Source organism: Nonomuraea sp. SYSU D8015, from assembly GCF_008065375.1.
In the GTDB taxonomy this organism is placed as follows: domain Bacteria; phylum Actinomycetota; class Actinomycetes; order Streptosporangiales; family Streptosporangiaceae; genus Nonomuraea.
In genome coordinates this window covers 1-11,889 of the sequence record NZ_VJYI01000055.1, presented here as the reverse complement: position 1 = coordinate 11,889, position 11,889 = coordinate 1, and the positions used below count along the sequence as shown (strand labels likewise).

Sequence of the window (11,889 nt, the reverse complement as noted above, 5' to 3'; positions counted from 1 at the left end):
TGGCCAACCTGCCGCTGCACCACTTCGCTCGCAACCAGATCTGGTGCGAGCTCGTCGCGCTGGCCTGCGAACTCCTGGCCTGGATGCAGATGCTGGCGCTGCCCGGCACCGCTGCTCACAGCTACGAGCCCAAACGCCTGCGCCTGCGGCTGTTCGCGGTGGCCGGACGGCTGGTGCGCGGCGGCCGCCGTCTGCACCTGCGCATAGCCGCACGATGGCCCTGGGCCCACGACATCCTCACCGCCCTGAGCCGCCTGCAAGCCCTGCCGGCCCCGACCTGATCGCCACAGGCTGTCCCTGCGACCAAGAAAGGGAACACCCGAGGGCCCGTGGAACCCCGCCCACCCGACGCGACAGCCGGGCCGGCGTGCTGACCACACCACGCAATTCGACCTTCAGCCGGACCGTTTAGCCGACCACACCTTGATCACGAAAGATCGAGGCTAGTTGCCGGTGGTGGCTGTGTTCCCGTTCGTGATCCTGCCCCCGCAGCCGGGCGTGGCCCGCGCAACTGCCGAAGTTCTTCTGCGTGATGGCCGAGGTGTGGCTGCTGGCACCCACGTATTCGCAAAAACCCGGCTCGCGTCGACGCTGGCTGTATGGGACTGAGCGGCAGGTGCAACGGCCACCATGAACAGGTGGCGAGGCCGAATGCTGTTGCAATGGTCGCGCTTCGTGGCAAGTTCGTGCTTTTTCCCTCTCTGTGTTGTGTGCGGATTTTCGATGTCGCTGTCGACAGTCGCGCCATTGACCTTCATGGCCGTCTTCATCACCAGGCAGGCCTGGACTTCCGGCTCTGTTGCAACAGCCGCGTGCGCAGGATGACTACATTGTCCTGAGGCCGGGAGCGATCGAGATGAGCGTTTACGTCGAGACGTCCTGAGCCGGCAGAGCCGGGCATTCCCGGCGAGCTGAGGAGAGGAGTTTGCTTGCCATACGAGGCTGATTTGACAGAGAGGTTCAGGACACAGCCGCCCCCAACGGCGATGGGCTGAGGTGGCCGGCGCCGACCTGACATGTGCCTGTGCTCGTTCGGCCAGCCGGTATGGCCGCCTTATCGCGCCCCATCACCACTTTGGCCTTATTGCGTTCTTGCGGGCTGTGCCGGGCGTGCCATACTGCCAGCGCTGGGGTTGAGGCCACTGGAATGGTTTCGTTAGGCTCGCCGCAATTTCAACAGTGTTGGACTGCGGAGTGTGACCATGGGCGACACCCAGCCCTCCAGTCCCACCGGCCCCGATGGCTCATCTGGTGAGGTTGTTTGGCCGTCACCTGGCGACCCCGGCGTCGAAGTGCTTCATCCAAAACTCACGCCCAGCGTAGCGGTACCATTCCTCATCCCGTGGGCCTTCCCTCTTTTCATGATCTGCTTCATCTCGCTGGTACCGGGGCTCTATGTGGGGGAGGCAATCGGCGGTGACGGCCCCCTCTCCGGATTGATCATGCTTCTCTTTCCGCCGGGGACGGCCGCCGCGCTCGTGTGGCTCATTCTGTCCCTTCGGCGGCGCGTGTTCAGGGCGACGACCGTGCTGATCTCTCCGGTCGGTGTGCATGCCCGGGACCACAGGGGTCTGCAGATGCGGATGCGCTGGGAGGACATCACGTCGATCGTGCACCTGCAGGGAGGACGGGCGCCGACGCTGCTGGCACGCGCCGTGGGGTTCGCCGCCCGTGAGATCGCGGCGCTCGGGCAGCCGATCCACCCCTCGGCCGGACTCATCGGGTGGGGTACCCGTGTGTTGCCGGCGGAGATGCCGCGCCGCGAGGCGGAAGTTGTGTACTCCCAGCGCCGGGATCCGGCCACAGGTAGATATGAGATCGCCATTCCTTTCAGCCTCGCCGGTCCGGTCAATCCGCACAATCGACTGGTGGCCAATACCTGGCACTATCGTCCGGACCTGTTCCCGCCTCCGCCCGGTGCGAGTTGATGGATATCGCATCGGCGGGCAGGTCGCGGCGGGCACCGGCGGACCGGCTCGTCGGGGGCACCGGCCGACTGCTCTCCATCGCCGTCGCCACCGTGCTCATGGTGATGGCTTGCTCGAACGGCAGTGCTGATCGTCCGGTCGCCGAGTTCGCGCCGGTGGCCGGGCTCTGCGGCAAGGTCGACGTGACGGTGACCGCTCCCGTGGTCGCGGGACTGCTCTTGGAGGTGGATAAGGGCAGCCCGATCCCGGAACCGGGACAAACTGGCCGCTGGCAGCAGCTGTGCGTCTACCACCCTGCGACCGAGCGCGGGGCGGCCAGGTTGATCGTCCACGCCGCGATCTCCGACACGCCGGAGATGGCCCGCGGGGCGCACGAAAGCATTCTGCGCACGGGGGACCGGCCGCAGGCGTTGGCCGACGGCTGGGACCAGGGGTCGGTCCACTCGAAGGAGGAGCCGTCCGGCATCCGCGTGCAGTTCGATGGTGTGGACGACGTCCTCCTCGTGGTCGTCGAGTTGAGTGTTTCGCCGATCATGGCCGACGAGAAAGGCCAGCGCGCGGTGGTGGCCAAGATCGCCGCCGACGTCCGCGAGGTCCTGCGCCGAAAGTGATTCCCTCCGGCGTGCCGCCGTATAGCGAGCCTGATGATCAAGAGATGGTGGTTGATCGCGGCCGATGGGGCGGGGATGTCGTCGGGATCTTCGCCCATCACCGATTTGGCGCGCTGCCGCGTACCGGAGCGCGACGCCAAGCACCGAGAGGTATCCGCCGAGGGAGAGGGACCATCACCGCCTCACCGGTTAGTGCCTGTTCCCGAACCGTTGATCTTGAATCAGTTGGATTCGCGTTGTCGCTTGCAGTTGAAGCTGTCGGTGTCCGCGTGTCGTTGTCGGCGCTCGTGTCGGTGTTCAGGTTGAGTTGTCGGAGTTCGCCTTCGGCTCTGATCTTTGGGCAGAATGCTTATTGAGCGACCCCGAGATCCAGAGCCCCGGAATGACAGTAACGGCGACATGAGATGTCAGTGGCTCCGCTGCGCTGAGTAGTGGGCGGGGATCTCGAACCTGCGTTGGCGTCGGGACCGTTGTCGCGGAGCGTCAGTGGCCGCCCCCAGTCGAACGTGTCAGCGTTGGCGCGCCAGAAGTCGGGCCGAGGCGGGTCGGCGTCGAGGTGGTCCTGGCGCCAGCTCTCGTAGTCACCGCGGACGTGGAAGACCGCCCTCTGATTCGCCTCAGCGGGTGAACCAGCGGCGCTTTGTGGTCCCTCGGTAGCTGATGCGGACCTTGCCGAAGCCGAGTCTGCCGGTTACCCGCACATGCAGCAGGCCCGGTCGCGCCGTGCCTGGGGCCTCGGACGACACGCTGCCCCACTCGCAGTCCACCTCGTCGGTGTCGGCGCTGGCGCCCTGTGGCAACGTGATGTGGGCGGAGCCGAACGTCAGGTGGAGATCCAGGGTGATCTCCAGGTAGTCGATCTCCGCTTCGGTCAGGTCCAGGCGCGGGTCGCCGAACTCGGACTCGATGCGCAGCACCCGGGGTACCCGCCACTGGCCGGTACGCACGATCTTGCCGGCCTTCGCGGTGAGGGTCACCACCTCGCCGGGGCGTTCGGGCAGGTCGGCCGTCAACATGGCAAGGTCGCCATGGGACACGGCGGTCAGGGCGCGTTCGACACGCGACTCCATCTCCTCCGAGGCCAGGAGGCCGTCGACATACGCCTGCTGGAGGCGTACGACGGTTGTCTCCCGGTCCCGGTCGGAGGCACGGGCTTCCGGATCCATACGGCCATCTTTCCGATGTTCGCGACCTATGGGGAGAACTTCTCATGTACCCCGGACGTTTGAGTCCTCTCGCCGACAGAAAGACCTGAACAACTCCGCTCGAAACCGTTCAGACTAAGATGTCGGGCCGCAGGCCAGAACCCGTCCCGGCCGCCAACCTCATCCGGAAGGGACACGCGTTCCGGCAAGGGATACGGACCACCTGGATACTTCCAATGTCGTAATCAGGAACGCGTCTGCTCCGCCAGTCGTACCCTCAAGTCCCTCCTCAGGCATGACGACCATGGCAGGCCCACCACGAAACGCTGTCGGGCATGAACGTGAAAACGAGCCGCCAGACGAGTTTCGCCAGCTGGGCCAGCGATGTGCCTGTGCCTTGGAAACCCTGGACTTCCAGTTCCCAGTGGACGACCTCGAACCGCTGCGCGACATCGTCGGCGGCGCGCGCGTCGTGGCGCTTGGCGAGAGCTCCCACCACATCCGGGAGTTCTACCAGGTACGTCACCGCATCCTGCGGTTCCTGGTTGAACGGTGCGGTTTCGAGGTGTACGCCTTGGAGGCCCCGTTCACCCAGGGGCAGGTCCTGGACGGCTGGGTCCGCGGCGGCCCCGGGACCGTGGAGCAGGTCGCAGCAGACGGTATCGCCCTGTCACTCGGCCAATGCCAGGAAATGCACGAGGCGCTGACCTGGCTGAGAGAGCGGAACCACACCACAGCAGAGCCGCCGCTGCGGTGCCTGGGCACTGACCTGCCCGGGGCCGCGGCATCGCCGCTGCCCGCGCTGGAGGAGGTGGCCGACTACGTGCGCTGGGCCGCCCCGAAGGCGCTTGCGGCGCTGGAACAGGCGCTCAGCGTGGCGCAGCGCTTCCACGACCCGGTGACCTTCACGGCACTCGGCCGCTACCAGAGCCTCGACCCTGGCGAGCAGGACCTGCTCACCAGCGCCCTGAGCCGGCTGATGGGGCACCTGCAGCGCCTGGCTCTCGTCCAACGCGCCCACGGCCACGGGGCCGAGCACGACACGGCCATGTGGCACCTACGCGGCGCCTGGTACCTCGACCAGCTCCATCGCGCCAACGCCCAGGAGGGCTTCGAGTCCGCCTCGACGTTTCGTGACGTCTAACATGGCCGAGTCCGTGCTGCGCCTGGTGGAGGGCGGCACGCGCGGGGTGCTGGCGGCGCACAACTGGCACATCCAGCGCACACCGGCGGCCGACAGCCAGGGCAATCCGCTCCTGCCGACAGGCGCTCACCTCGCTGCCGCTCTGGGAGACGACTACCGGGCCATCGGCGTCACGTCGAGCCTGGGCCGCACCACCACGCTGGGGGAACCGACCCCGGAGCGGCCCCAGGGCGCCTGGTACGACGCGCCGCTTCCACGCCCGCCGAGGGCAGCATCGAGGCCGCGTTTCCCACCGACCGGCTTTGGACGCTCGCCGATCTGCGCGCGGCCCGTCCACACATCAACGACGCGGCGTCCTTCCAGCACTCGCGCATGGCCGACTATTTCCTGGACATGCCCGTGTTCGAGGCGTTCGACGCCATCGCGCACGTGTCACGGACCACCGGCACCGATTATGTGGTGAAACGCGCCGAGAGTTGAGGTCGTTCGCGGAGCGGCCGCGTGCCAGGGCTGAGGTAGTGGGGCAGGCGAGCTACTCCAGGGCGGCGATCAGCTCGTGGGCTTGCGACAATCGGTGGCGTGAACCGGCGTGCGGTGGTCCGGACGTGCGCGAACTGCGGTCTGCCTCTGCCGGAGCAGGCCCGGTCGTCGCGGCGGTACGGCTCGCCCGCGTGCCGCGCCCAGCAGTGGCGCGAGCTGCGTCGCTCCAGCGCCGAATACGCCGCAGCGGTGGAGGAGCTCGCGGCCCAGGGCGTCGGCCGGGGCCCGACCATCCGGGAGGTTCAGCAGCGGCGGCCGCGATCGCGCTGTCCGGTGTGCGGTCGGACGTGGTGGGCTGGCCTGCAAAAGCGCGCCGATGCCAAGTACTGCAGCCGGCGCTGCCGCACCGCGGCCTGGCGGGAGCGGCGGGGCGAGGTGCCCAAGTGGCTGGCCGATCTGCGGGCGCGAGCGAGCCAGTAGCGTTCGTTATCCGTCACGCGTTCGCCAGGCGTCACGGTGTGACGCTTAGACGTAACGCCAAGCTAGGCGGCCAGCGCGGCCGCGGCCGGCGCCTGGGCCCGGGAGGGGCGCTTGCGGGTCAGCCGCCGGGTCATCAGGGTGATCGCTGTCCAGTTCAGGAAGGCCTCGCTGTGCGTGGCCAGGCGTTCGTAGTCACGGCAGTTCCTGCGCGCCCTCATGATCCACGACAAGGTGCGCTCCACGATCCAGCGGCGCGGCAAGACGACGAAGCCGGGCTGGTCGCGTGGCCTGGAGACGATCTTAAGGGTCAGGCGGAGCCGGGTGCGGGCCCATTCGACCAGTTCACCGCCGTAGGCGGAGTCGGCCCAAACCAAGGTGAGCTGAGGGTGGAGCAGGCGCAGCCGGGTGAGCATGTCCCGGGCGACGGCCCGGTCCTGCAGGTCGGCCGGGGTGACGATCGCGTGCAGCAGCAACCCGCGCGTATCGACCGCTATGTGACGCTTCGTCCCGTTGATCTTCTTGCCCGCGTCGTAGCCGCGATCAGCCTTGGCGACCGTCTCGGCGGCCTTGACGGACTGGCTGTCGACGATGATGGTCACCGGCCGGGCGCAGCGCCCGGCGCGTTGGCGGACCTGCTCGGCCAGCGCATCGCGCAGTCTGGTCAGCACCCCGGTGCGGGCCCACTTGGCGAACCACTTGTAACACGTGGACCAGGGCGGAAAATCGGACGGCAGGGCCCTCCACTTGATCCCGTTGTCGCAGACATAGCGAATGGCATCGACGATCTCCCGGCGCGGGTGCACCTCGGGGCGCCCGCCAAAAGGGCCATGGCAGGCGGGCGGCGGAAGCAGCGGCTCGATCAGCGCCCACTCGGCTGGGCTGGTGTCGGAGGGGTAACGGCGTCGGCGCATGGCAGAGCCCCGGTTCTGTCCCGGCGGAAGATGAGGAAGAAGGGGGGCTGGGTGCGGTCAGCCCAGGCGAAACAGCAGGGCAGGGGGCCGGCTATTGGCCGGTGACCAGCGACTCGAAGGTCGCACGGACCCCTTCCAGTTGCGCCAGCATGATCCGGGCGGCCTTGTCGCCCGGGCGCGCGGAGGCGTGCGGGGCGATGGTCGCGGTGATCAGCCGGGTGATTCGGGTGAGTTCGGTGTGGAACTGGCGTCGCTCGTAGGCGATCCAGTCGGCGGGGTCGGGCGGAAACCGGAACCCCTCTTTCGCCGTCCAGGTCAGCGGGGTGAGCTGTTCCATCGCGGCGGTGTCTTTGATCCAGAGCAGGCCCTTGCGGACGTAGTAGACGCTCATGCCGGTGGCGATTGCCAGCTGCTTGAGCGTCAGTCCGGCGGGGCGGGCCTCCATCAGCGCGACCCGGACGCGTTCACCGCAGACGTTGGCGGGCAACCGGGCCCGCTGTCCGCCGCCGCGCCGGCCGGAGCGCCGGTCGGGGTCGCCCTGACCTGGAGTGCCCTGACCTGATGAGGCGGGCATGGCGTGCGGTGCCTGCTCACGCCGGATCGGGGCCGGGATTGCGGAGCAGCGCGGCCAGGCTTTCCTCCAGCGTCGTGTCGCCGGTCTCGATCGCGTGCACGACCCAGTCCGCCGCCGCGCGGACCTGGCGCAGCCGATCGCGCACCGCCTCCTGCTCCTCGACGGTGAAGCGGTGCCCGTGCAGCTGCGGCATGGCCCGCTCGATGGAGGAGACGAACAGCGCGCAGGCGGCGATCAGGTCGACGAACTGCAGCGGGCGCACCACCCTCCCGCAGGATCGGGACCACCGGCTCGATGTTCCGCTCCATCCCCTGGAAGGCGTGGTCGACCTGAGCGCGGTTGACCATCTGCTTGGCGGTGTCGTCGGCCATGGCCTTGAAGGCCACGTCCGGCCGATGCAGCAGGTCGGTGACCACCTTGGCCGCCACCTGCTCATCGACCGCGAGCTCGTGCACGGCCTCGACCTTCTCCTTGACGGTGAAGGGGTGGTCGACCTGGAAGCCGACCACCCGCTTGGCGGCGTCCGGGGTCCAGCGCCTACGTCTTCACGACCGGTTGGGGAGACCTGCTGTTCCCCGATACGCCCAGTTCTCTGATGCCCAAACTCATCGAGACCCACAACAGGCAGAACCCGAAGGCCCACCTCCCCCACGCTCGCCTGCACGATCTTCGCCACATCCACGCCACGACGCTGCTCCTGGCTGGCGTTCCGGTTCACGTCGTCGCGGCGCGCCTTGGGCACGCCGACCCCGCGATCACCCTGCGCGTATACGCCCACGTCATCTATGAGCAGGCGGCCACAGCTGCCGATGTCTTCGCCAAGGCCATCAACGGCTGAATGGGAGCCACCGGGGAGCCACCGCTGTTAGCAAGGGTGTTAGCAAGATCTCAAAATTGTCCTGACAAATAGAGAGCCCCTGACTGCGTTGTGCCTGTTCAGGAGCTTCCTGCTACAGAGCTGGCGAGGGGAATTGAACCCCTGACCTTCTGTTTACAAGGTCCCCAACGATCTTCAATGTCGTTCAGACGTGTTCGCGGGGCAGGTGGCTGAAGACTGCAACGTCCGCAGTAGTCCGCCAACGTTCGTGATCGTCCAGTCCGGTGGCTCCCAGGGTGGCTCCCACTTGAGAGCTCGTGATCTCCTCTGATCGCTGACCGTACGGGCGCGCACATATATTTGCACGGCGGGCCGCTGGCGCAGAACACCCAGGACGCGAACGCAGAACCTGCGGATTAAAGGGTTGATACGCCGACTGTCGGCGCCATAGGTTCCCTGGAGTGCTGAGCGATTTCCTTCATCCGGCCGACCGCGCCCAGTCGTGGGACGACTGCGACGCCGATGTCCGCGAGTATGTGACCGGCACGCCCGCGGCCGTCGGCATCCCACTTGTCGGCGCCTATCTGCACGGTTCCCTGGCGATGGGCTGCTTTTACCGCGCCAAAAGCGACCTGGACCTGCTCCTGGTCGTCGAGGAGCCGCTCAACGACCGGCAACGGGAGCACACCTCCCTCGCCCTGGCCATGCGAAGCGACCGGCGGCCGATCACTGGCGATCTGGAACTGTCCATCCTGACCCGCCGACAGGCGCGAGCACACGAGCATCCGCGACCTTACGAGGTGCACTATTCCGCCGCGTGGACGGAGCGGATCCTGCTCGGCCAGATGGACTACAACGACCGGCATCAGGCCGATCCGGACCTGGCCGCGCACATCACCGTGACACGTAGCCGGGGCGTGACCCTAATCGGGGAGTCGCCGCAGGACATCTTCGCGCCGGTGCCGGAGTCCGACTACAAGGCCGCCGTTCTCGAGGACCTGGCGTGGGCGCTCAAGGATGATCGCCTGCTGGAATCCCCCTACTACGGGGTACTCAACGCGTGCCGCGTGATCGCGATGCTCGAAAGCCCCCCGGGCACCGTACTGAGCAAGGAGGAGGGAGCCCTGTGGGCCCTGGAGGAACTGCCCGAACGCCATCGGCCGATCGTTAAGCAGGCGCTCGCGTGCTATCGCAGCGCTCGACCGGTCTCACTTGAGGAACGGGAGACCGACGGCCACGCGTGGGACGCCGATACCCTGCGGGCATTCGCCGCCCACGCCCTACAGCACGCGGCCAGGGCGGAGTGAGGGCCGTGCCGCCACGCGGAAACCCTCTCTTTCGTCTACGAGAAGCCGCGCGGTCACGCATGCCTGAAGGCTTGAGCTTCCACTGCTCTTGAGGGTATTGCGATCGTCTTGGCGACAAGCGATCCACGATGCGCCCTCGCATAGCCCTCTGGCCGGATCATCCCGTCGCCGGCGGCCGCCGCGGTGGCCGAGGCAAGCCTCGGCAGCGTACGTCAATCAGTGATCGCTTACACACATACAGGATCAGCGTTGACGAGGGCCTTCACCGGGCCCGAAGGAGGCGAACCACTCCGCGCTATCGCCGCCTCGCGCTGGCCGTCCACGGTGGAAGTCGAGACGCAGAACGTCGAAGGCACGCCTGCCGTGGTTCTGCGCGAGCAGGCCAAGGACGCCACCGAGCTGGTGGTCGGCAGCCGCGGGCTAGGCGGGTTCGCAGGCGCGCTGCTGGGGTCGGTCAGCCTGCACGTGACCGGTCACGTGCACTGCCCGGTCGTGGTGGTGCGGGGCGATCTGCGGCCGGTGCGCGGGGAGATCGTGGCCGGGGTGGACGACTCGCCTGAGTGCGAGCCCGCGCTCGCCTACGCCTTTCAGCAGGCCAAGCTGCGGGGGAGCACGCTGCGGGTGGTGCACGCCTGGCGCGTCGGGTAGTGCCAGGCCAGCGATCGATGGCGATCATGTCAGCTTTCCCGTCGTGGTCCCGCTCTCCGGAGTAGCCGTTCGGGTTCGCCCGACACGCGCATGCACCTTCACGCCTATCTGCTTGAACGTGCATAGGAAATACACCTCTGGTCGTACCGGGCCCGATGCGGTGTACCTCTGGGGTTGTGGGTTGAAGCTCACGAAGTCAGGGGTCTTTCGGGGATGCTCCGGAGATCGTTTCGCGCTGGAGCGCGAAACCCTTGTTGATGTGAAGCGTAGAGATTTTCTCCTCCTCGCGGCCCTGTCCGGTGCGGCCACCACCGGCCTGGCCGGTGCCTGCAGCGCCGGATCCAAGAGCCCCTCCGACAGCGACAGCCCCTCCCGCGGCGAGAGCCCCTCCGGCGGCAGGGCCGGATTCGGCAACGCGCTGCGGATTCCGCCGCTCCTCATGCCGGAGGTGGGCGCGGACGGCGTGAAGCAGTTCACGCTGACCATGCAGAGCGGGGGCCGCTCGGAGTTCCTGCCGGGCAAGACCACCGAGACCTGGGGTGTCAACGGTGCCTACCTCGGTCCCACGCTGCGGGCATCCCGCGGCGACAAGGTGCGCATGCGGGTGACCAACCGGCTCGGCGAGACCAGCACCCTGCACTGGCACGGCATGCGCGTCCCCGCGAAGATGGACGGCGGCCCGCACCAGATGATCGAGCCCGGCGCCACCTGGAGTCCGGAGTGGACGGTCGACCAGCCGGCCATGACCGGGTGGTACCACCCGCACCTGCACGAGAAGACAGCCATGCACGTCTACCGCGGCCTGGCCGGCTTGATCATCATCGATGACGACAAGGAGCCGGAGCTGCCCCGCGAGTACGGCGTCGACGACGTCCCCCTGATCATCCAGGACAAGAGATTCGAGCGCGACGGCCGGCTGGACGAGGGCGGCGTGGAGGGCGGCACCTGGGGATTGCTGGGCGACAGCATCCTGGTCAACGGCACGCTCGACGCGCATTTCAAGGTCACCACGCAGGCGGTGCGCCTGCGGATCCTCAACGCCTCCAACGCCCGGGTGTACCGCGTGGGGTTCGCCGGCAACCGCGCCTTCCACGTGGTGGGCACCGACGGCGGGCTGCTGGAGCGGCCCGCCGAAGTCGACCGGGTCAAGCTAAGTCCCGGGGAGCGGGCGCAGATCGTGGTGCGGTTCGCCCCGGGCGAGGAGGTCGTCCTCAACAGCATCGGCGAGACGGCGCGGGAGGCCGGCGACCCGGAAGAAGACGATTTCGCGCTGATGAAGTTTGTCGCCGCGCCGCAGTTGGCCTCCTCGGCCGCGCTGCCTTCGGCGCTCGGCGGGGTACCCGCCATCCCGCCGCCGGCCGCCGCCCGGGTGCGTACCTTCAAGCTCTCCGGGTCCGAGATCAATGACAAAGAGATGGACATGAACCGGATCGACGAGGTCGTACCCGCCGGTGCGCACGAGATCTGGGAGATCGACAACACCTCATACGCGCACAACTTCCACATCCACGAGGTGCATTTCCGGATCCTGGAGATGAACGGCGCGCCCCCGCCGGCATACCAGCGGGGGCCGAAGGACACCGTCTTCATGGCCAAGGGCGCCAAGGCCCGGCTGGCGGTCTCGTTCGGCAGCTACGTCGACCCCGCATCGCCGTACATGTACCACTGCCACATCCTGCGGCACGAGGACAAGGGCATGATGGGCCAGTTCGTCGTCGTCGAACCGGGGACCGAGGAGCAGGTCCCGCGTACACTCCCGGCCGAGGCCACGCATCACCACGACTGATCCCACCGACGTCGAGCCGGCCCGCTCGAGGTGCCGCCGTGCTTAGGGGCGCAGCGGC

The 11,889-nt window shown here is 67.6% G+C and carries 11 protein-coding genes and 3 pseudogenes; 9 read left to right on the top strand and 5 right to left on the bottom strand.

The window, feature by feature from the left end; all coding sequences use genetic code 11:
- The 3 genes from ID574_RS58995 to ID574_RS58985 form a co-directional block, all read left to right on the top strand.
- The coding region (locus tag ID574_RS58995; protein ID WP_188197821.1) for a transposase at positions 1 to 281 on the top strand (281 nt) is incomplete at its 5' end.
- Between the two features lie 1,080 nt (positions 282 to 1,361).
- A complete protein-coding gene (locus ID574_RS58990) occupies positions 1,362 to 1,928 on the top strand; it encodes a hypothetical protein (protein WP_188197820.1) in 567 nt (188 codons plus the stop codon).
- Entirely contained in the window at positions 1,928 to 2,539 is a 612-nt protein-coding gene (locus tag ID574_RS58985; protein ID WP_188197819.1) for a hypothetical protein, read from the top strand. The genes ID574_RS58990 and ID574_RS58985 overlap by 1 nt, the downstream gene beginning before the upstream one ends.
- A 617-nt stretch (positions 2,540 to 3,156) precedes the next feature.
- On the opposite strand, the gene ID574_RS58980 is transcribed toward ID574_RS58985, so the two are convergent.
- Positions 3,157 to 3,705, bottom strand: a complete 549-nt coding sequence (locus ID574_RS58980; RefSeq protein ID WP_188197818.1) for a DUF1707 SHOCT-like domain-containing protein — start codon at positions 3,703 to 3,705, stop codon at positions 3,157 to 3,159.
- 376 nt (positions 3,706 to 4,081) lie between these two features.
- Here ID574_RS58980 and ID574_RS58975 point away from each other — a divergent pair, with 376 nt between their 5' ends.
- Together ID574_RS58975 and ID574_RS63370 are read left to right on the top strand one after the other, a co-directional pair.
- The gene (locus ID574_RS58975; RefSeq protein ID WP_188197817.1) at positions 4,082 to 4,828 is read left to right on the top strand and encodes an erythromycin esterase family protein; all 747 of its coding nucleotides are present in this window, start codon (positions 4,082 to 4,084) and stop codon (positions 4,826 to 4,828) included.
- A 1-nt stretch (position 4,829) separates the two neighbouring features.
- A pseudogene (locus ID574_RS63370) lies at positions 4,830 to 5,015 on the top strand (erythromycin esterase family protein); the annotation flags it as partial.
- 847 nt (positions 5,016 to 5,862) lie between these two features.
- Here the strand turns inward: ID574_RS63370 and ID574_RS58965 are convergent.
- From ID574_RS58965 to ID574_RS63365, 4 genes and pseudogenes are all read right to left on the bottom strand, one after another.
- Positions 5,863 to 6,699, bottom strand: a pseudogene (locus ID574_RS58965) (IS5 family transposase); the annotation flags it as partial.
- Positions 6,700 to 6,790: 91 nt separating this feature from the next.
- Complete coding sequence (locus ID574_RS58960) at positions 6,791 to 7,273, bottom strand: hypothetical protein (protein ID WP_223168222.1); 483 nt, start codon at positions 7,271 to 7,273, stop codon at positions 6,791 to 6,793.
- A gap of 16 nt (positions 7,274 to 7,289) precedes the next feature.
- Positions 7,290 to 7,538 (bottom strand): DUF6192 family protein, encoded by a 249-nt coding sequence (locus tag ID574_RS62235; RefSeq protein WP_188197814.1) that lies wholly within the window; start codon positions 7,536 to 7,538, stop codon positions 7,290 to 7,292.
- Between the two features lie 67 nt (positions 7,539 to 7,605).
- Positions 7,606 to 7,782: pseudogene (locus ID574_RS63365) on the bottom strand (DUF6192 family protein); the annotation flags it as partial.
- An 86-nt stretch (positions 7,783 to 7,868) separates the two neighbouring features.
- Between ID574_RS63365 and ID574_RS58945 the strand changes: the two are divergent.
- From ID574_RS58945 to ID574_RS58930, 4 genes are all read left to right on the top strand, one after another.
- On the top strand, positions 7,869 to 8,111 hold the full coding sequence (locus ID574_RS58945) for a tyrosine-type recombinase/integrase (RefSeq protein WP_188197812.1): 243 nt from the start codon (positions 7,869 to 7,871) through the stop codon (positions 8,109 to 8,111).
- A gap of 440 nt (positions 8,112 to 8,551) precedes the next feature.
- Complete coding sequence (locus ID574_RS58940) at positions 8,552 to 9,397, top strand: aminoglycoside adenylyltransferase domain-containing protein (protein ID WP_188197811.1); 846 nt, start codon at positions 8,552 to 8,554, stop codon at positions 9,395 to 9,397.
- Between the two features lie 249 nt (positions 9,398 to 9,646).
- Complete coding sequence (locus ID574_RS58935) at positions 9,647 to 10,045, top strand: universal stress protein (protein ID WP_223168221.1); 399 nt, start codon at positions 9,647 to 9,649, stop codon at positions 10,043 to 10,045.
- 259 nt (positions 10,046 to 10,304) lie between these two features.
- The gene (locus ID574_RS58930) at positions 10,305 to 11,831 is read left to right on the top strand and encodes a multicopper oxidase family protein (RefSeq protein ID WP_223168220.1); all 1,527 of its coding nucleotides are present in this window, start codon (positions 10,305 to 10,307) and stop codon (positions 11,829 to 11,831) included.
- Positions 11,832 to 11,889: the final 58 nt, after the last annotated feature.

What these genes read in the sequence shown, in the direction of transcription:
- ID574_RS58990 (WP_188197820.1), top strand. Translation starts at nt 1,362, where the DNA reads ATGATCTGCTTCATCTCGCTGGTACCGGGGCTCTATGTGGGGGAGGCA.
- ID574_RS58985 (WP_188197819.1), top strand. Translation starts at nt 1,928, where the DNA reads ATGGATATCGCATCGGCGGGCAGGTCGCGGCGGGCACCGGCGGACCGG.
- ID574_RS58980 (WP_188197818.1), bottom strand. Translation starts at nt 3,705, where the DNA reads ATGGATCCGGAAGCCCGTGCCTCCGACCGGGACCGGGAGACAACCGTC.
- ID574_RS58960 (WP_223168222.1), bottom strand. Translation starts at nt 7,273, where the DNA reads ATGCCCGCCTCATCAGGTCAGGGCACTCCAGGTCAGGGCGACCCCGAC.
- ID574_RS58945 (WP_188197812.1), top strand. Translation starts at nt 7,869, where the DNA reads ATGCCCAAACTCATCGAGACCCACAACAGGCAGAACCCGAAGGCCCAC.